Consider the following 19,620-nt stretch of genomic DNA (forward strand, 5'->3'; position numbering starts at 1 on the left):
AGGGGATCAACGATTACGCCCCACTGCCCCACCCTCGCAGCTCACGGGCCCGTACATTCAACCAGCACCTGATCACCGAGATTCCCACCCCCACCGGGATCCGCGTCGACGGAGTCGCCGGGCCGTCGGCAGGCCGTCTCCACCTCGCTCGGACCCTTGAACACCGCGCCGATCACTACGCGCACGGCCACGACTGGACGGCATCAGATAGGCGGCGAGATACGTCGCCGGGCAATCTCAGCCCCGCTCCGGCCGCGGTTGCGATGCCACCGGAGCGGGTGGAGTTGGCGGGGGATCAGACGGGGGCGGGCACGGCTTCGTCGTGTGGGACGTGTTGTGGCGGCTGGGTGGGTGGGAGCGGGGCGGAGAGGACGCCGGACTCGGCGACCGAGAATTCTTGTGGGGGTTGGTCGTCGGTCCAGCGGTCTGCGGACCAGCGGGTTACCTGGGCGGTGCAGCGGGCGAGGTCGGGACCCACTGCGGTGGCGCGCATTTCCAGGTCGCGGCGCTCTACGCCGTCTCTGCCGCGGTATTCGCGGGAGCGCAGCTGGCCGTGCGCGAGGACAGGGTCACCGCGGTGCAGTGACACGTCGACGCCCGAAACCAAACGGCGCCAGCAAGACACGGTGAGGAACAACGCGCCGTTGTCCACCCACTCCCCTGTCGCGTGGTCGAGCCTGCGCGAATTACTCGCCATCCGGAAGGTCAGCATCTGCTCGCCGTTCGGCAGATCCCGCTTCACCGGATTGTTCACGATCGTGCCGATCACGGTCGTATTCGCCTCGTACATGGTGACGCCCCTTCGCATTCCGCCCGCTTGCCCGGGAACTTCCGCCCCTTGATGGGATGCCACCAGCGTTGCCGATCCGGATGCCGATCGGACGGTGCGAGCCGAGAATGTGCACAACTTTCCCGGATGTGGATATCCGGTGCTTCGCAGGCGATTTCGCGCTCGCGACCGATCTCGCAGCGACCGCCGATCCCGCGCTCGCCCAGTCCCGCGCTCACGCCCAACCCCGCGACCACGCCCAATCCCGCAGCGACCGCCGATCCCGCGTTCGCGCCCAATCCCCCGCTCACGCACGGCCCTGCGACCGCGCCCAATCTCACGCTCGCGACCGACCGGCAGCCGCGCCCGATCCCGCAGCGGCGGCGAGTCCCGCGTCCGCGCCCGACCCCGCGTTCGTCCCCTAGAGCGCCGCGAGATCCGTATTCGCCCCGCACAGCACGATAACGGGCCGCTCCCCAGGAGCCGGAACGTACACCCCGCTCTGTACGGCCGCCAGCGCGACCGCCCCGGCCAGTTCGACCACGATCCGGAATTCACGCCACAGATAGTCGCGCGCGGTGGTGATCGCGTCGTCGGTGACCAACAGCGAACGGATCTCGTGCCGACGCGCCACGTCCATCGCGATATCGCCGATCCTGGTGGCGCCCAACGATTCCGCCACGATACTGGACACCGCGATCTCCACCGGCCGGTTCGCCGCCAGCGCGGCGTGCAAGGTGGGGATGCCTTCCGGTTCGACGCCGATGATCTGCTGGCGCCGGCCGATCGCGGCGGCGATCCCCGCGATCAGCCCGCCCCCGCCGACCGCCGCCAGCACCGGCGGCCGCCCGCGCACCTGCTCCTCGAGCTCCAATCCGACCACGCCGGCCCCGGCGACGACCGCGGCCAAGTCGTAAGCATGCAGACGCAATGCCTTGCGTTCCACCGCCAGTTCGGTGGCGTAGTCGAGTGCCTCGGTGTAAGTCGTGCCATGCCAGAGCACTTCGGCGCCGTGCGACCACATCGCGGCGACCTTGGTGTGCGGCGCCGACTCGGGAACCACCACCGTGCAAGACTTTCCGAGCTGCGCGGCGGCCAAGGCGGCGGCGATGCCCGCGTTCCCGCCCGAGGCGATCACCACCTGCTCGGCGCAGTCCGGCGCCGCCAGCAACGCGTTGAGGCTGCCGCGAACCTTGAAAGTGCCTCCGTACTGGAGGTATTCGAGCTTCATCGTGACCGGCACCGGACCGTCCGGCCCGGCCACGGAGGTGTGGAAGACCGGGGTCTTACGGGTGCGTCCGGCCAGCCGCTTGCGCGCGGCCCGCACATCGGATCGGTGCACACGGTCGATGTGGTCGTGCTCGGGGAAGACCATGGAACGCTCGTTCACAACCACACCTTGACCACATTCGACTCGACCACGACTGCACAACCATGTCCGACAGCACAGTGTCCGATCGTGCAGCACCGTCCCGCAAGACGGATTTCGCACGATTGCCTTCGCAGGACACTGTGTCAGTGGAACACACTGTGCCACTCAAATCACGGTTGTGCCGGATCGCCCGCCGACTTCTGTGGTCCCCGATCACGTTTGGCCAGTTCGGCGAACATCGCGTTGTGCGCGGCGAGGTCCGCGTCGTGGTCGCGGTCGGCGGCTCGATCGGTGCGTTGCGCCAATCGTTTGTCGCTGCGCGACCATTGGATGAGCAGCGCGAGCATCACCACGACCAGCGGCACCTCGCCGCTCGCCCACGCCAGGCTGCCGCCGGTGCGTTGATCGCCGAGCAGGTCACCGTTCCAGCCGAGTCCGAGGCCGCGGTAGAACCAGCCGCCGAGCACCGTGGTCATGCTCATCAGCGCGATCCCGAAGAAGGCGTGGAACGGCAGCGAACCGAACACCATGGCCAGCTTGGTCAGCGGTTCCACCTGACGCGGTTTCGGATCGATACCGATCACCACCCAGTAGAACAGGTAGCCGCTGAGCAGGAAGTGCAGGTTCATCAGCAGATGCGCCGCATGAGAATCCGCGAACGTGTCGAAGATTCCGCCGAGGTACAGCGCATAGAACCCGCCGACGAAGATCACCGAGGCCACGATCGGGTGGGTCAGGAACCGCGACACCGGATTGTGCACCGCGGCCAGAATCCACTCGCGCGGTCCCGGCGCCCCGCCGCGGCCCGCGGGCGGCAGGGCACGCAAGGCCAGCGTCACCACGCCACCGAGCGCGAACAGGATCGGCGCCAGCATGGACAGTGCCATGTGCGCGCCCATGTGCACGCTGAACATCGCGGGCGCGTATCGCCCCACCCCGGACGAGGTGGCCAGCAGCAACACCACACAGCCGGACAGCCAGGCGATGGTCCGCCCGATCGGCCAGGCGTCGCCGCGGGCCCGCAACCTGCGCACGCCGAGCAGATATCCGATCGCGAGGACGATCGCCAACGTGCCGAAGATCAGATCGAAGCGCCAGTCGAACAGCATGCGAGCGACCGTCGGCGGCCCGGCCAGGTTGTAGCCGAGCTCCACCTCCGCGGGCGTGGGGATGCTGGTCGGCGGCGGTGGCGGCGTCCGGCCGAGGCCCACCGCGAGACCCATGGTCGCGGCGAACACCAGCACCTCGACTCCGGCGAACCGGATCAGTGCGCCGCGGTCTTTCGGGTCCGCTGCCAGCGCGGGCAGCGCGGCCCGCCGTTGCGCGTACCCGAACAGCCCGAGCAGCACCAGCGCCACCGCCTTCGCCAGCACCAGCCTGCCGTAGGTGCTGCTGAACAGCTCGTCCCAGGGCACCCGGACCCACGAGTTGATCACCCCGCTCACCCCGATCGTGGCGAACGCGAAGGTGGCCGTCAGGGAGAAGCGGCGCGCGGCCAGCTCGGTGTGCGCGCCGCCCCGGCGGGCGTGCGCCAGCAGCGCGAACAGGCCGCCGACCCACACCGCGGCCGAAACCAGGTGCAGGATCAGGCTGTTGGTGGCCACGTCGTGCGCGCCGCCTGAGGAGGAATGGCCGGTCAGTGCGAGCGGCATCATCGTCGCGATCGCCGCGCCGAACAGCACCGGCGTCCAACCCCAGCGCAACGCGAGCCGGGCGCCGATCGCGACGATCAACGCGAACAGCACCGTCGTACGCCACGCGCCCGCCAGTTCGATCTGATCGATCGCCCGCCACAGCCCCACCGGGTCCAGCGTGTCGCGCACCGGTTGTCCGGTGGTGTCGGACACGGTCAACGGAATCAGCAGCGCCGCACAGCAAGCCCAGAGCAGCGCGAAGTTCGAGGCGCGCCGCACCGCGCGGTAGCCGCCCACGTCGAGCAGCCCGCTCGCCTGCGGCGGCACCAGGAAGGCGGCGAACAGCAGCGAGCCGACGGTCAACGCCGCGGACAGATCCGCGAGCGCGCGCACCGCGGGCAGCCCGTAAGTGGTCAACGCGCCGGGATCCGGAATGCCGAGCAAGCTCAGCGCCTGCGCCGCGGACAGGCCCACCACGAGTGCCGCGACCACCGCCGCGATCGCCGCGGAAAGCGCGATCACCACTGCGTATGTCGCCGCCGGCCGGTTGCCTTCCAGCTCGGGGGAAGCGGACGGGTCCAGCGCAGACGACATACGACTGAGCGTAGTTCCAGTGTTATCGCGTGGCCGCGCCGGGTTTGGGCCGATATTGTGGGCTGCGGATCACGGAGGTGTTGTGTCGGTCGTGTCGATCGTGTTGATTGCCTTGGTGGCGTTGTTCTTCGCTGCCATGGGCGTTTTCGGGCTCTTACGGCCCAGCCAACTCGTCGACCCGCTCGGGCTGCTCGCCGACCGCGCGGACGCCCGCGCCGAGGTGCGGGCGGTCTACGGCGGTTTCGGCATCGCCATCGCGGTGATCCTCGGGTTGGCCGCCGCAGATGTCGGTGACCTCAGATTCGGGGCGTGCGTGGCGGTGGCCGCCGCGCTCGGCGGCATGGCGTTCGGCCGCGTGTGGTCGTCCGTCGTGGAAAGCCCGTCCGCCTTCTACCCCGTTTGGTTCTACCTGGTGCTAGAGGTGATCTTGGCCGCGATGCTCGTACTCGCCGTCGCGCTGGACCCTTAGCCATCTGGTCGGTCGCTATAATTGGCGCGCTGGACAGCACGGCCAATGTCGGCCATGGTGGAACCCACTGCCTCCGTAGCTCAGTTGGATAGAGCAAGGGCCTTCTAATCCCTAGGTCGCAGGTTCGATTCCTGCCGGGGGCGCACAACCCAGCACGGGCCATATGGCAGATATGGTGCCCTACCAGGGCATTTTCCTCCCATGAGGAACTCGCCACATGGCCCGTTCTGGGGCCTTATGGCGTCCGTCGTGGAGAGTATGTGGAGAGCCGTAATGGCAGGTCACGACTCATAGGTAGCTGGTAGGCCCTATCACCCCGGTTGGATTCGGCCGCCGTGCGACGGTGACTGCAAGGTCCCTGTCTCCCTACCCAGACCACTTCGGGGACAAACCTCGGCAACCCCACTTCGGCGTGTCTTCAACTCGACACGCCGATGGGTTTTGCGCACAGCTTCCAGCCAGCAATCCAAAACGGCATCACGGGTTCCTACGGCTCGAGACAAGTGTCACGTCCTGGTCGTCATCGGTAGAGGTTCGTGCATCTCCACTACGCCCGGTCGGGTCCTTGATCGCAGACACGGTCAACTGCCAATGACGTTGCTGCGGATTGACCCCGACATTCGATGGCCGATACTGTCGGACCGCCGGGTCATGATCACGGCGCGATCGACGGGGGGACACGTGATGACTGCCATTGGCACGACCCACCTCAGAGCTGCCTGCAACGCTTCAGCCAAGGGGCGATGATGGCTGCCCAGGGCTACTACAACCATTACGACGACCCTGACGAATTCTGGGACGACGCACCGCTCGAGGTCTCCCGCCGCCCGTCGGCGGAGGTTCCCGTATCCCGTAACGTCGGCGCATCCATCGGCGAGGCCCCCGAGAGTGACGTCAGGTCCGTTCATGCCCAACCCCCGTCTCAACCGCGGGTGCCCAACGACGATGTCGCCGCTCAACAGGAGCAGTTCGAGCGTCAACGCGATATCGCCCGAGGTCGTATCGACGCGGTGATGGCGAGTGTCGGTTCGATGCTGTTCACCGGGGCGTCGTCCGATCGGGCCGCGGTCGCGAGTGTCTCGAGCTCCGGTGATGTCGTCGACATCCGACTGGCAAGGGGCTTCGGAGATTTGACGCGTCCGAGCTGGGTGGTCGCCGATGACGTCAACTCTGTTGCCACCGCCATCGTCGAGGCGGTCAATGCCGCGCGGTTCAGCAGAGCCGAAACGGTCGCCGACCGATTGGCCGGCGAATTCGCTCGCTGACGTGGGAACGCGAAACAACCGAGGATATGCATGTCGGATTTCGATAGCTTGTACCACTTGACGCAGGAGAGGAACAAAGAGTGGCGTGACCTCATGGCGGACGTCAACTCCGGACGGTTTTACGCGAAGCGCGCGGCGCAAATCCGCGAAGTGCCGATTGTCGACGATTGTTCCGGAGCGACGTACGGATTCCTGATCGTCGATGGAAACGGCACGATCAGGTCGATGGACCTCGATCCAGAGGAGGTCGCTCGATCGAACGAGGGCGACGTACTGAAAGCGATCTCCGCCGCGATGAACTCGTCGGCCACTCGATCGCACCAAGGTTCCTACCAGGGAGTGGGTAAGAATGTCTGACCAGGATTTCCATGTGGTTCCCGAGGCGCTGAAGCTGGAAGCTGAAGAAATCCGGCAGACTTCAGGTCATTGGGATGCCGCGAAGAAGAAGATCCTCGAAACTCCGATGGATCTCCATGCGCTCGGGTCTTATGGCAAAGACAATGCCGCCAAGTTCAATCTCGCAACGACCTATCTGACCGCGAAGCTCCGCGAAGGGGCCACCTCGATCCAGTCCGCCGCGGACGGATTGAAAACATGCGCTACACATTTCGAGAACCTGGACGCCGACTACTACCGTCAGTTCGGCTACATCGACGCGCAGTTGGGGTACTGATCCGTGGGCGATACCAAAGGTTTCGCCATCCCGGCGGAGCGAAACCCCAATGGCCTGCCTGCTGAACTCGTGTTCCCCTGGGATCAGGCAGCTTACGTGGTCACTTGGGCCGAACACCTCGGCGTCGACGAGCCCGTCCGCGATCGAATGAGCGTCCTGCAGAAAATGCTCGGGGACCCCAGCAAAGTGTCGTCCGTCCTGGCGGCCTGGCAGCAGGCGGTCACCGAACTCACGAAAGCGGTCGATGGCAGCAACGACGGCATGGGTCTGGCGACAGCGAACGAAAACCTGAAAGCTCGCTGGGCAGGCACTGCACGGGATGCCGCTGTCGACTACGTGGATCGGCTCGCTACATCCACGCGCTCGAACAATGGCCACATCGCGCAAATCGCCACATATTTGAACGATCTCGGCGCCTATGTGACGACCGCATATACCAACGCCACGTCGAATGTGCAGAGTACCGCGGCAAGCCTTGCACAGTACGAGGCTGCGCGTAAGAAAGCGCAAACCAACGCCTTGATCGTGATCTTCACCGGCGGCGCGGGCGGCACCGACAGCTACCAGAGCGCCGCACTGGAATTCGTGGACCGGTTCATGACCGACACGAAATCGTTACTGGATAATCTCAGCAAATATATGGTCGATACCGGCGGGAAAATCGACGATGTCATCACCAAGATCAACCAGGTAGAAGTCCCCGCAGCGATAGCGCCAGCCGCATTGACCGTTCCTGGATGGCAACCACGTAACCCGACCGGACCGGGTTGGGGGACGCCGTCATGAAGAACATCGGAACTGTGACGATGGGCATCGTCTTGGCCTCGCTCGCACTGACCGGCTGCGAGGAGAAAACACCCGACTCCGCCCCTCCGTTCAGCACTCCGCCCACCGACTGCCTCGAAGTCCAGGCAGTCACGAAGGACGCGGTGTCGAGCTATGCGGGTGAACTCTACGATCCGAAATCCGAATTCCGTCCCGAGCAGCCGCAGAAAGAGTCCGCGACTGTCTTGACCTGCTACGGCGCCTTCGTGAACAACGCGTCCCACAGGGATGGCGCCGACGCAACAGGAATCCGCGCTGCCACCGTTTTCATCGCGATCACCGTCAACCAGCCCGGCTCCTGGGGGGACAAGGATCCGGTCAACGAGACCGAGCGCAGCTTCATCAGCTATCGGGACCAGCATTCCCCCGCGGTAAAGATCGTGAACGGTATCGGTGACGACGCTTACTCATTCCACGAGATCTCGTCCACCGACGCCGCGGCCGAGACCGATTTCCGCGTCGCCAACGCCACCGTGCACATCCGCCTGAACCGAACGTTCGCCGGCCCGTCCACGCCCGAGCAAGGGCCCGCTGTCGAGCGTCACGCATTGGAGGTGGCCCGCGCTTTGGCAGGGGGCTTCGACAGAGTCATGAAATAGGTCAGCACTGCCGTACCTATCCGTTCGATCGCGGCGACCTCAACGCCCGAGTTCAGCTCCGGTCGGGTTCGGACCCCCGATAGGTGTGGCAGTGGCTGTGGCTAGAGGCTGCGGACAAGGCGTTTCATCACAAGCACTGGTCGAACAGTTCCGGGTTCACCACGTCACCGGGAGTTCGTGCACCCCGTATACGACCATGTCGTGCTTGAACTCGATCTCGTCCAGCGCAACCGCGAGCTGCAGCGTCGGGATCCGCCGGTAGAGCGTGCGGTAGACGACCTGCAGTTCGACCCGCGCGAGCGCCTGGCCGAGACACTGGTGGATGCCGTAGCCGAACGCGAGGTGGTGGCGCGCCTCGCGGGTCACGTCGAGCCGGTCGGGGTCGGGGAACCGCGCCGGATCGCGGTTGGCCACGTTGTCCGCGGTGATCAGCCCGTCGCCCTGGCGGATCCGCTGCCCACCGACCTCCAGATCCTCCAGTGCCACGCGCCGCCGTCCGCTGTGCGAGATGGTGAGGTAGCGCAGCAGCTCCTCGACCGCATTCGCCACCGTTGCGTCGTCACCGTCGCGGACGGCGGCGAGCTGATCCGGATGTTCCAGCAGCGCGGCGGTGCCCAGGGCGATCATGTTGGCCGTCGTCTCGTGCCCGGCGACCAGCAGCAGCAGCCCCATCGACGCCGCCTCCGCGACCGTCACCGCGCCGGCGGCGACGTGTTCTGTCGCAAGCCGACTCAGCAGGTCGTCGCCAGGGTCGGCGGCCTTGTCCCGTACCAGTCCGCCGAGGTAGTCGAGCAGTGTTTGCATCGCGGCGAGTGATTCGGCCGCGGGCACATAGCTCGCGGTCAGCACCTTGCTCACCCGCTGGAAGAAGGCCCGGTCGGCGTACGGCACGCCGAGCAGTTCACAGATCACCAACGAGGGCACCGGAAGTGCGAACGCCTCCAACAGGTCGGCCGGTTTCGGGCCCGCGAGCAGATCGTCGATCAGGTCATCGACGATCTGCTGGATCCGCGGTCGCAACCGTTCTATCTTCCGCACGGTGAAGTCGGCGGTGAGCAGGCTGCGCTGCGCGGCATGTTCCGGGTTGTCCATGGTGATGAACAATCTCGCCCGGTCGGGACTGGCCTTGATCCCCGGCGACTGCGCCGGATACCCGTCCCGGGTCGAATCGGCGCTGACGCGCGGATCGGCCAGCAGCGCGCGCACGTCCGCGTACCGGGTGAACAGCCATGGCTCGCCGTCGTCCCAGATCCGCACCTTGGACACCGGATCCTCCCGCTGCCTGCGGCCGAGCTCGGGTGGCGGGTCGAACGGGCAGCGCCCTCGGGCCATCGGATACTGGCGTGCTCCGGACCGAACCTCCGACATCGCAGTCCTCCTACAGAAATTCACAGAACAATTGTTTCCGCATCGCCGTACTCGGCATTCCCAATACCCGGCACGACGTGTTCGTACATTTATTCGGCGTATCGGGCGCTTTCGAGGTGAATGTCGTACGTAGCCTTCACCACGGTCTGAACTCCGGTGAGGAACCGCAGGGCTCGATCGATCTGGTCGAGGTCGGCGTCGAGCTTGCGCAATGCTGCCGGCAGGGTCTCGGCGGCTTCGACAAGAGCGAGGATATTCTGGTTTGCGATCTCGATCGCGCGTGCCGTCGCGTCTTCGTGGGTTAATCCTGTCGATCGTTCCAGGACGGCTACCGCATTCTCCGTGTCGCCGCAGCGGAGTTCCTTGTCGTAGGAAAAGACGTCGTTGATCATGATGATGATGTCCAATGCTGCCCGGCGCAGGCGAAGCATCGCCGGACTGGTGTGCACTACCGGCGATAGTTCGCAGTCGTCGGTCAGTTCGATGAAATCCAGCAGCGGGTCGGACACTATATCGAGTCGTCGATGGGCGAGGTAGTCCTCGATGCTGGTCGATCCGCCCGCCGCGCGAGCGGCGGCGTGATGGGCGAAACCGGTGAGACCCGCGGCGAAGTGTTCGCTGAATCGATGGAACCAGATCGCCGACGCGCTGTCCCGGAATCGGCGCATCATGTCGGCGAGCGCCCGAGCCAACGGCACCTCGGACGTTTCTCGGAAATCCGCTGGTGCGCAGATGATCTCGATCATGCCTTCGACGGAGGCTGCCACCGTCGAAGGCAATGCGCCCAGACTGCCGTTGAATTCGTCGTCGTAGAGAAAACCCCAGCAATTCCAATCGGTGACCAGGGCCAGATCGTCTACACCGGCGTGTGGATAGAGACGCCCGATAATGAGCGGAAGGTCGGCACCGATGTCCGCGGTCGCCGCGGGGGCGATCCCCATGGTGTCGATCCAGTCCCGATGCGGCTTACGGACCAGCTCTGTTCGCGGGTTGCGGGCGCTGGGGAAGGGGATGCGCAAACCGTCGACTGCTTGTCCTGCGTCCACCGACATTGTGGTTCTCCAATCTATTCGGGCAGCTCGGATGGTTACCGGGAGCGGCGCGCAGTAACCCGGAGGCGGAGGTGGCGGGGGGTCAAGGTCGCCTTGACAGCAGGCTCGAGAGCTCGATCCGAAAGCGGCGTCAGGCGCCACTGGCCGACAATAGTGATCAATGCCATCGTCGCCTGGGTGATGGCAACGCGATCGCCGATACACTTGCGGGCTCCGGCAGCGAAGGGAATGAAGGCCGTTCGATCAGGCTTGGTGTGCCGCCAGCGCTGCGGGTCGAAACGATCGGGATCGTCGTACAAATCCGGTCTACGGTGAATGACATAGGGACTGTAGGCCAGCGTGGTCCCGGCCGGAAGCTGGAAGCCGCCCAGCGAAGTCTCCTTCGTAACTGTGCGGGTGAGCAGCCAGGCCGGTGGATAAAGCCGGAGAGTTTCGTTGATGACATGACTTGCCATTTCCATGTCGGTCAGCCGCTCGAAAGTCATCGGTGCACCGGCCAGGACGTCTTGGATTTCCTGATGCAGCCGGTCCTGAATTTCGGGGTGGCGGGCAAGCAGGTGCAGAGCCCAGGCCACTGTGCTCGCGGTCGTCTCCGTCCCGGCACCGAAGAAGGTGGTGATCTGGTCGACCAATTCGACATCGGTCAGCCGATCGCTGCTGTCCGGGTGTTCCGTGGAATCGACGGCCTCCTGCAGGAAAGCCAGTAGGTCGCTGTGGCCGGCGTCGTCCGCACGACGTCTGCCGACGGCGTCGGCTACCGCACTCCGCAATCGCTTGTTCGCCTGGTCGAAGCGCCGGTTTCCGAGCAGCGCGAAGTGGTTGAGGAACCGGGGTGTGATCATTCGCCGGAACGCCCCCTCGACCACCGTGACCAAGTCGGCGATGAGCTGTTCCGGCTCCGGCAGGGTGTTGGCGAACATTGTCAGCACGGCCGTGCCTGCTGTCATTGCCATCAATTCTCGGTCGACATCGACGACTTGGTCGTCCTGCCAGGAACTCGCCATTTCTTTCGCCGCGGACGCGAACACCGCGCCGAATTCGGGGAGCCGGGTCGGATGAAACGCCGACTGGCACAGACGACGCTGACGTCGATGCCTGCTGTGCGGGCAGGTGATCAGACCGTCGCCGATCACCTCCGCAGCTTTGTCCATGACCGGTCCGCCCTTGTCGTAGGTGCTGTCCTCCAACAGAACCTGCCGGGTGAGCAGCGGATCGCACACCATCACCATCGGCAGGGACCCGATTCGTATCGTCGTCACATCGCCGTGTGCGGGAAGTGCCGAAATGAACGCCAACGGGTCCCGCAGCAGCGCCAACGAATGCCCGACCATCGGCAGCGCTCCTGGCACAGTCGGAATCGCCTGATTTTCCGAAACGCCGTTCGGCAGTTCCCGGTGCCGGCTGAATACTGCTCGCATCGTGACTCGGACTCCTATTGAATTATCGGTTGCGGTCGATAGCCGACGAACCGAGAATGCTCAGCTCGGACACATCGATAAAACTGGGCAGTGCTGCCATGGCCGCGAGTCGATGCTGCTCGGCCAGTTGCCGTGCCGCAGTCATTCCGCCCGCTTTCTCGACCAACTCGGCAACACGAGCCAAGTCGGCCTTGCTCAGCACTCGGTCATCGAAATACAGACCTGCCAGCTCGGCTGCCGCGGGATGGTCCGATTCGAGCGCCGCTACAATCGGAAGAGTTCGTTTTCGCCGAGCGAGATCGTTGCCGGATGTTTTCCCGGTAATGGCCGCATCGCCCCAGATGCCCAGTAGGTCGTCGACGATTTGGAATGCGACGCCCGTCTCCCGGCCATAGGTTTCCAACGCCGCCACGGTGGCGTCGTCGGCCCCGGCGTACAACCCGCCCAGCGCACACGCGGCCCCGAGCAACGCGCCGGTCTTGCCGGACGCCATCAGCAGGTAGTCGGCGACATCCACCGCGCCGCCCTGCTCGCAGGCGCAGTCGAAATGTTGACCCGCGCACAGGTCCAGGGCCGTCGAGGCCAGCAGCGCAACCGCTCGGACCACCACATGGTCCGGACTGCCGATGAGGACGCGAGTCGACAAAGCATGCAACGCATCACCCAGCAGCACGGCGTCACTGATACCCCATACGCGCCACACCGTCGCCCGGCCACGACGCAGATGGTCGCCATCCATCACATCGTCGTGAATCAGCGTGAAATTGTGCAGTAGCTCCACCGCTGCCGCTGCCGGCGCCGCCACCGCGGCATCAGCCCCCCACGCTCGCGCCGACGCGAAAGTCACCGCGGCGCGCAGCCCCTTCCCCAGTGTCGAGCCCGTAGGGCGACCCTCGACATCCCACCACCCGAAGTGATACCCGGCCATTCGTCGCAGCGGATCCGCGAGTCCGTCTACTGCCGCACGCAACAGCGGCTCGACCTGTTCGCGTGCGGCGTCGAGGAGCGCGCCGGCATCCAGTTCCGGTGTGTCAGTCCGAGAGCCCTGCCCGCCCACGTGAAAGCGCATATCCGACGACACCGCGGTCATATAGATTTCCTATCGCGACTCAGCCTAGGTCAAATGAATTGACTGAAGATAAAGCCAATCGTCATCGTCACGATGGCCGTTGTCAAGGTGAATGAGACCAACGCAACCGAGCCCCCCAACGCGATTGAGACACTCCGGACATGGCCCATGTCGGAGCTTCTCGGGATGGCCTCGCTGCTACCCGGAGACCGCGTCGGCCAGTAGCTTGCGGCAGCGGCGGGAGCTTCGACGTGGAAGTGGTGGCTACCGGGTCGGCGGTACCGGCCGACGCGACGACAACCGTCGTCTGCCCCTACGGCTCACCCGTGCAAGGTGCGGCTGGGCGGCCGGCCGAAGCGTTTCTGGTAGCTGGCCGCGAAGCGACCCGGATGCGTGAAACCCCAGCGGGCGGCGATCTCGGCGATGGTCGGATTGTCGCCTGCGACCGCCGCGGCTCGCAGGTCCGCGTGGGCGTGGTCGAGCCGGACCTGCTGAAGGTAGCCGAGCGGGCTGGTGTGGCAGTGGCTATGGAACGCGTATTGCAGCGCGCGTTCACTCACGCCGGTGGTTTCGGCGAGTTCGGCCAGTGTGATCCGCCGGTCGACGTTGGCATGAACGTAGTCGATGGCACGCTGCAGGGTCGACGCCTGCGCACCGTCATCTGCGCTGGACCTGCTTGTCGGACAATCTTTTTCAGCGGCCTCTGCGGCCAGCCGGTCCAAGCGGGCGGCCGCACGGTGGGCCGCGACTGCTCGTTCGTGCGCGGTGGCGTTGCCGCGACCTCGGCTCAGTGCGTCCTCGTGGGCCGAGGCTGCTCGGTCGTGGGAACACGCGGCTCGCTCGTAAGCCGCGATGGCGCGGCGGCGGGCCGCTTCGGCCCGCGCTCGCGACTGCTCGGCACGTTCTACCGCGAGTGCGACGTCGGCTTTCGTGAGCCGACGCCCGGCAGCCAGGTCGATGCGCAACCGGGCCAGTTCTTTCGCGCGGGCCCCGGCTTGCTCAGCGATCGAGGCGGTCACGACTCGGACCCCGGTGCAGTCGCGGGCGAGCGCGGCGCGTTGAGCGTGGTGTGCGGGGATTGGCCGTAAAGGTGCCGGTAGGCCGCGGCGAAACGCCCCGGGTGGCTGAAGCCCCACTCGATGGCGATCCCGGTGACCGTGCAACCGTCGCCGGCGCAGCATTGGTCGAGTTCGTGGTGCGCGGCGTGCATGCGCAGCTCCCGCAGGTAGGCCATCGGGGTGGTATGCAGGTGGTGCCGAAACGCCAGCTGGATGGTGCGCACCGAGACGAAACCCGCGGCCGCGATATCGGCGATGGCGAGTTCGTCGCGCAGATGCTTCTGCATGAACGACACCGCACGCCGCACCGGCTCCCCCGCGGCACGCGGGGCCGGCTCGACCTGCACTATTTCGGCGGGCACGACGGCGTTCGCGCAGGCGGCCAGATAGGCCGCCGCGTCCTCGGCCAACCCCAACTCGCTGATCTCGGCCTCGACGGTGTGCTGATGCGCGATCACCGACCGCACCAACTCCACCGCGCGCATATCGGGCGCGGGCCCGTCATACCCGCGGGAGCAGACCACGCGCAGGAAGTCCTCGATCGCGGCCACGTCGCGGCCGCTGAACCGCGTCCTCGCTGTCACCAGCGCACCTCCCACAACCCGACCAGCACGATCACGTGCCGAAGACGATTCCTTTCCGATCAGCCTGTTCTCGGCATACCCGCGTCGACAACCGGCGACACGCGACAACACCTACAGATTTCGTTAGTTGTCCTGACGGGAATCAGAGTTCGTTTTCTGGACAGACGCCGACTGCGCGAATGGGCGCTCCCCGACGACTGACCCGCCTTCGGCACACAGGCCACTTCGACGCGTCGGCCATGCCGTTGCCGCACGGCGCGGCAAGAAACGAGCAGCAGATTCGTCAGGCGGCGACGAGCGGCGATCGGCATCGATCGAGTTGCGAAGAAGCGCTGCCGGGGCGGCTGCTCGGTACGATCGGGGTGGGGAGTTAGGGGGTGCACCGATGGCACGTCTTCGATTCGATTATTCGGCCAATCCGTGGTGGAAGTGGCGCTATACCTGGTGGCTCGCACCGGAACTGGCCGCGTTCTATCCCGCGATGACCGAGCTGCGGCCACCGGCGACGGCTGCGGCGATGGCCCGGTGGCTGTCTCGGTGGCGGCTGCTGCCGCCCGGTGTCGACGTCGATGCGGCGGCTGCCGAGATCACTCGGTCCGCGGTCTCGATTATCGACATACCTTCCGCCGCACCATCTTCGGAGCACGGTGCGCCGTTGCGGTTGCCTGCCGAATGGGAGCCGGTGGACCGGGTGCTGGTGGCGTGGCCCTATCTGTTTCCAGGGTTGTGGCCGTTTCATCGGAGTCTGGTCCGCGCGATCGCGGCGACCACCCCCGTGACGGTGATCGTGCCTACCCCGCTGTTCGCCGCTGCCGTCGCACTGCATCTGCCCGGGCAGACCGTCGACTACGCGGTCGCACGGCTCGACGACATCTGGATCCGCGACTACGGCCCGCTCGTCGGCGTGGACGACGCCGGTCGACGGGTCGCGGTGGACACCCGCTATCGACCACCGCCCGCCATATTCACCGGACACGACGACAGTTTCCCGGGTCGCTGGGCAGGCGCGAACCAGCTGGGCTGGCGCCACCTGCCCCTGCGGCTCGACGGCGGCAATCTCTGGTCCGACGGTCAGGGCACGCTACTCACCACGTCACTGTTGTTCCACCGCAACCGCTTCCGAGGTCGTGCCCGCGTCCGCGAACTGCTGAGCGAGACCTTCGACGTGCACAACATCATCGAATTGCCACCCCTGACAGGCGAATTCACCGGCCACGTCGATCTGGTCGTCAAGCCCGCCGATGGCGAAACGATACTCGCCACCGAGCCCGGCCGCGGCGTCAATCATGCTCGCCGCCAACGGATCATCGAAATACTCCAACAGGCCGGTTACCGCGTCGTCAAACTGCCTTATCTACCGGCGTATCTCAATTGGCAGGTGCCGGTGTGGCGCTCCTACACCAACGCTCTCACCAGCAACGGCACGGTTTTCCTGCCCTTGTTCGACGTACCGGAGGCAGATCGAGCCGCTGTCCGCGCCTACCAGCAGGCCATGCCCGATCATGACATCGTCGGCGTGCCCGCCCGCGTCCCCGCCGGCTCCGGCGGCACCATCCACTGCCTCACCATGCAGATACCCGCACCGAGTGCGCGCTGAGCAGCGATACAGCCGGGCCGGCGACCACTCCTCTTCAGGGTCGGCTTCGACCGAATACGTCTTCCAACGATAGTTGGCCGACATCATCGAGGATGTTTTGGAGCACCGTCACCAGCGCGGCGCGGGCATAGCCGCGCACTGCACCACGCGCGACAAACGGCGCGTGCTCGTGCCCACTTCGTAGGGCAAGCGGCTCCCGTTCCGATTGGCCGGCAAGGCACCCTGCCGCCCTACGCTCAATGCAGTACCCACCTCTACAGCTCCGAATCACTCGGAATCGAAACACCCACAGTCCGTTTCGTAGGGGGTTGCCTTGACTGTCGCGTCCCAGATCAGCCGATCGATACCGAATTCTGCCGCGCGGGCCCGGCGCACCAAGGCCGTTCGCGGCGAGCAACGACCGAGCCCGATGAACACCGGAAAGTACGTTGCTTACCGACCATTGGGCCTGCCCGATCGGACCTGGCCCGCACGACGCCTCGACAGCGCCCCGGTGTGGGCGAGCGTGGACCTGAGAGACGGTAACCAAGCGCTGATCGACCCGATGGACTGCGACCGCCGGCGCACCATGTTCGATCTACTGATAGCGCTGGGATTCAAGGAGATCGAAGTCGGCTACCCGACCGCATCGCGCGACGATCACGACTTCGTCCGCCACCTGATCCAGACCGACGCAGTCCCCGATGATGTGGTGATTCAGGTGATGGCGCCGATCATCGGCGATTTCATCGAGCGCACCGGCGCTGCGCTCGCGGGTGCCCGGCGAGCGATCGTGCAGGTCTTCAATCCCACCTCCGCAATGCAGCGCCGGTTGGTATTCCACAAGAGCCGAGCCGAACTGGCTGCGCTGGCGCTCCACGGCGCCGAACAGGCACTGCGCCTGCAGGACTCGTTACCTGGCACCGAGATCTTCCTGCAGTACGCACCGGAATCCTTCACCCAGACCGAACCCGAGTTCGCGCTGGAGATCTGCAATGCGGTGCTGGACTTCTGGGCGCCACGAGCCGAAAATACGCTGGCGATCAACCTTCCCGCGACGGTCGAGGTCTATCCACCGCAGGAGTTCGCCGACCGCATCGAGTACATGAGCCGCCATCTGGCGCATCGCGAGCGAGTCCAGTTGTCGGTGCACCCGCACAACGACCGAGGATGCGCCGTAGCCGCGGCGGAGATGGCGGTGCTGGCCGGTGCGAACCGGGTGGAAGGGACGCTGTTCGGCAACGGCGAACGAACCGGCAATGTCTGCCTGATCACCCTGGCGCTCAATCTCTTTGCGCAAGGCGTCGACCCGATGCTCGACCTGCGCGACCTGGACGGCATCCGGCGCGTGGTGGAGCACTGCACCCGAATGACGGTCGGTCAACGACATCCGTGGGTCGGGGACTTCGTCTACACCTCGTTCGCCGGAACCCACCAGGACGCGATCGCCAAGGGACTGCAGGCGCGCGGGCAGTCCGCCGACGGTGTGTGGGAAGTCCCGTATCTGCCGATCGACCCGCACGATATCGGCCGCGACTACCAGGCGCTGATCCGGATCAACAGCCAGTCCGGCAAGGGCGGTATCGCGCATCTCCTGCGCACCGAATACGGCGTGGAGTTGCCCCGGCGGCTGCAGATCGATCTCGCGGCGGCGATGCAGCAGGTTTGTGAGACGACCGGCGGAGAGATGACCGCCGGCGAGTTGTGGCGGCATTTCGACACGAGGTACGTCCAGCCCGGTATCGGCGCGGTGCTCGACCACATCGATGACGCGAGCGAAACCACCGCCGATGCGGCGCACATGCTCGCGGCGCACGAGGTGGACGGCGTCGTGCAGGAGCTGACCGTGGGGACGCTGAGCGGTGCAGGCGCGCGCCTCGGCACCGTGTACGCATGCTGCGAGGTGTTCCATGACGGACGCTTGTTCTGGGGTGTGGGTCTGGCAGGTACCCGAGATCGGGCGGTACGCGCCGCAGTGCGTTCGGTGGCCAACCAGGTCCACGCGGCCTGCGGCTTGTGCCGATCAGCTGCGGACCGGCCCTACGAGATCCGGCAGAGCAGCGAATTATCATGACCGACGAAGAGATTCGAACCCCGTCACGACGCACGCTCGGTGCCGAGCGGGTCGGCCGGTTGCCGAGCGGCGGGTTGGCCGCCCTATTACACACCGACGGCATCGCCGATTTGGTCAACTTGGCTGTCGGCACGCCCGGCTTCCCGGCCCCTGCCGCTGCGCTGACCGACGCGGCGAGTGCCGCGTTGCGCTCCGGCGCACACCAGTACGCGGATCCCGCAGGCCTGCTCGCCTTACGTACCCGAATCGCCGCCGGGCTACCTGATACACCCGATCCGGAGACCGAATTGACGGTCACCGTCGGCGGAAGCGAAGGACTCGCCGTGGCGCTGCTGAGTTCCGTCGACCCCGGTGACGAGGTGGTCGTGCTGGAGCCGTTCTACGAGAACTTCCTCAGCGCAATCGCTTTGAGCGGCGGTATACCGCGGTTCGTCCGGTTGCGCGGCCCACATTGGCTGCCCGATCCCGGCGAGCTGGCGGCGGCGTTCGGGCCACGTACCCGCGCGATCATCCTCAACAGCCCCGGCAACCCGACCGGCACCGTCTTGCCGCGCGCACTACTGGAACAGGTGGCGGTGCTGTGCGAGAAGTGGGACGTCACCGCGGTGTCGGACGAGGTCTACGCACCGTTCGTCTACGACCACGAACACCACTGCTCGGTGGCATCTGTCGCGGGGCTGGCCGAGCGCAGCATCGTCATCGGCAGCCTCTCCAAAAGCCATGCGGTCAGCGGCTGGCGACTCGGCTTCCTCCGTGCTCGCCCACCGTGGACGCGGCTACTGCGCGCGGTCCATGTGGCGACCACGGTGTGCGCGTCCACTCCGTTGCAGCACGCGGCGGCGAGCGTCGAGTTGTTCGGTCCCTGGCTGCACGAGGTCGTGGCGGAAATGCGCGCGCGGCGAAACCAGGCGACCGCCCTGTTGCGGGAGGCCGGATTCCGCTGTGCCCCACCGCGTGGCGGCTGCTACATCCTCGCTGACACTCAGGCGGTTTCCACCTCGGCCAGCCCGGCTCTGGCCCAGACGTTGGCCGCGCGCTGTGGCGTGCTGATAGCCCCGGCGACCGCGTTCTACGCGCAACCGGCCGACGGAAACGGCCATGTGCGGGTGGCTTTCAACCGCAGCGAAGCAACCCTGGCGATAGCCCGCGCGCGGCTGGCCGCGTTCTCCACCGGTGCCGGGCGCGATCACCGCTCTATCGACGAGGCAAAGGCGGGGTGAG

At 65.9% G+C, this 19,620-nt stretch carries 18 protein-coding genes and 1 tRNA gene; 10 read left to right on the top strand and 9 right to left on the bottom strand.

The window, feature by feature from the left end; translation table 11 throughout:
- Window positions 1-295 precede the first annotated feature (295 nt).
- The 3 genes from NVU01S_RS06700 to NVU01S_RS06710 form a co-directional block, all read right to left on the bottom strand.
- Window positions 296-790 (bottom strand): single-stranded DNA-binding protein, encoded by a 495-nt coding sequence (locus tag NVU01S_RS06700; RefSeq protein WP_043669614.1) that lies wholly within the window; start codon window positions 788-790, stop codon window positions 296-298.
- 400 nt (window positions 791-1,190) lie between these two features.
- Window positions 1,191-2,144, bottom strand: coding sequence for a serine/threonine dehydratase (locus tag NVU01S_RS06705; RefSeq protein ID WP_041563547.1), 954 nt, complete (start codon window positions 2,142-2,144; stop codon window positions 1,191-1,193).
- A gap of 167 nt (window positions 2,145-2,311) precedes the next feature.
- A complete protein-coding gene (locus tag NVU01S_RS06710) occupies window positions 2,312-4,369 on the bottom strand; it encodes a bifunctional copper resistance protein CopD/cytochrome c oxidase assembly protein (protein ID WP_043669617.1) in 2,058 nt (685 codons plus the stop codon).
- 82 nt (window positions 4,370-4,451) lie between these two features.
- Here NVU01S_RS06710 and NVU01S_RS06715 point away from each other — a divergent pair, with 82 nt between their 5' ends.
- From NVU01S_RS06715 to NVU01S_RS06750, 7 genes are all read left to right on the top strand, one after another.
- Window positions 4,452-4,838 carry a DUF4345 family protein gene (locus NVU01S_RS06715; RefSeq protein ID WP_014982527.1) on the top strand — a complete coding sequence of 129 codons (387 nt, stop codon included), beginning with the start codon at window positions 4,452-4,454 and terminating at the stop codon, window positions 4,836-4,838.
- A 69-nt stretch (window positions 4,839-4,907) separates the two neighbouring features.
- Window positions 4,908-4,981, top strand: a tRNA-Arg gene (locus NVU01S_RS06720).
- Between the two features lie 480 nt (window positions 4,982-5,461).
- The gene (locus tag NVU01S_RS43275; RefSeq protein ID WP_156161550.1) at window positions 5,462-6,103 is read left to right on the top strand and encodes a YbaB/EbfC family nucleoid-associated protein; all 642 of its coding nucleotides are present in this window, start codon (window positions 5,462-5,464) and stop codon (window positions 6,101-6,103) included.
- Window positions 6,104-6,133: 30 nt separating this feature from the next.
- Window positions 6,134-6,460 (top strand): hypothetical protein, encoded by a 327-nt coding sequence (locus NVU01S_RS06735; RefSeq protein WP_043669626.1) that lies wholly within the window; start codon window positions 6,134-6,136, stop codon window positions 6,458-6,460.
- The gene (locus tag NVU01S_RS06740; RefSeq protein WP_043669629.1) at window positions 6,453-6,776 is read left to right on the top strand and encodes a hypothetical protein; all 324 of its coding nucleotides are present in this window, start codon (window positions 6,453-6,455) and stop codon (window positions 6,774-6,776) included. The genes NVU01S_RS06735 and NVU01S_RS06740 overlap by 8 nt, the downstream gene beginning before the upstream one ends.
- A gap of 3 nt (window positions 6,777-6,779) precedes the next feature.
- Complete coding sequence (locus NVU01S_RS06745; RefSeq protein WP_043669631.1) at window positions 6,780-7,562, top strand: hypothetical protein; 783 nt, start codon at window positions 6,780-6,782, stop codon at window positions 7,560-7,562.
- Window positions 7,559-8,200, top strand: coding sequence for a hypothetical protein (locus NVU01S_RS06750; RefSeq protein ID WP_043669633.1), 642 nt, complete (start codon window positions 7,559-7,561; stop codon window positions 8,198-8,200). The genes NVU01S_RS06745 and NVU01S_RS06750 overlap by 4 nt, the downstream gene beginning before the upstream one ends.
- Window positions 8,201-8,356: 156 nt before the next feature.
- Here NVU01S_RS06750 and NVU01S_RS06755 read toward each other — a convergent pair whose 3' ends face one another.
- From NVU01S_RS06755 to NVU01S_RS06780, 6 genes are all read right to left on the bottom strand, one after another.
- Complete coding sequence (locus NVU01S_RS06755; protein WP_043669636.1) at window positions 8,357-9,568, bottom strand: cytochrome P450; 1,212 nt, start codon at window positions 9,566-9,568, stop codon at window positions 8,357-8,359.
- 89 nt (window positions 9,569-9,657) lie between these two features.
- Window positions 9,658-10,509, bottom strand: coding sequence for a terpene synthase family protein (locus NVU01S_RS06760; protein WP_156161551.1), 852 nt, complete (start codon window positions 10,507-10,509; stop codon window positions 9,658-9,660).
- 146 nt (window positions 10,510-10,655) lie between these two features.
- Window positions 10,656-12,038: a cytochrome P450 gene (locus NVU01S_RS06765; RefSeq protein ID WP_052280533.1), complete on the bottom strand. Its 1,383-nt coding sequence runs from the start codon at window positions 12,036-12,038 to the stop codon at window positions 10,656-10,658.
- 22 nt (window positions 12,039-12,060) lie between these two features.
- Window positions 12,061-13,128 carry a polyprenyl synthetase family protein gene (locus NVU01S_RS06770; protein WP_082032013.1) on the bottom strand — a complete coding sequence of 356 codons (1,068 nt, stop codon included), beginning with the start codon at window positions 13,126-13,128 and terminating at the stop codon, window positions 12,061-12,063.
- A 299-nt stretch (window positions 13,129-13,427) separates the two neighbouring features.
- Complete coding sequence (locus tag NVU01S_RS44780) at window positions 13,428-14,126, bottom strand: helix-turn-helix transcriptional regulator (protein WP_063048076.1); 699 nt, start codon at window positions 14,124-14,126, stop codon at window positions 13,428-13,430.
- Window positions 14,123-14,749, bottom strand: coding sequence for a helix-turn-helix transcriptional regulator (locus NVU01S_RS06780; RefSeq protein WP_156161553.1), 627 nt, complete (start codon window positions 14,747-14,749; stop codon window positions 14,123-14,125). Before NVU01S_RS06780 ends, NVU01S_RS44780 begins: the two co-directional genes overlap by 4 nt.
- A gap of 385 nt (window positions 14,750-15,134) precedes the next feature.
- Here NVU01S_RS06780 and NVU01S_RS06785 point away from each other — a divergent pair, with 385 nt between their 5' ends.
- From NVU01S_RS06785 to NVU01S_RS06795, 3 genes are all read left to right on the top strand, one after another.
- The gene (locus NVU01S_RS06785; protein ID WP_043669642.1) at window positions 15,135-16,346 is read left to right on the top strand and encodes an agmatine deiminase family protein; all 1,212 of its coding nucleotides are present in this window, start codon (window positions 15,135-15,137) and stop codon (window positions 16,344-16,346) included.
- 313 nt (window positions 16,347-16,659) lie between these two features.
- Window positions 16,660-18,399 carry a 2-isopropylmalate synthase gene (locus tag NVU01S_RS06790; protein ID WP_209444791.1) on the top strand — a complete coding sequence of 580 codons (1,740 nt, stop codon included), beginning with the start codon at window positions 16,660-16,662 and terminating at the stop codon, window positions 18,397-18,399.
- Complete coding sequence (locus NVU01S_RS06795; protein WP_043669645.1) at window positions 18,396-19,619, top strand: pyridoxal phosphate-dependent aminotransferase; 1,224 nt, start codon at window positions 18,396-18,398, stop codon at window positions 19,617-19,619. The genes NVU01S_RS06790 and NVU01S_RS06795 overlap by 4 nt, the downstream gene beginning before the upstream one ends.
- The last annotated feature ends 1 nt before the right edge of the window (window position 19,620 follow it).

Source organism: Nocardia vulneris (genome assembly GCF_001613425.1).
Taxonomy (GTDB): domain Bacteria; phylum Actinomycetota; class Actinomycetes; order Mycobacteriales; family Mycobacteriaceae; genus Nocardia; species Nocardia vulneris.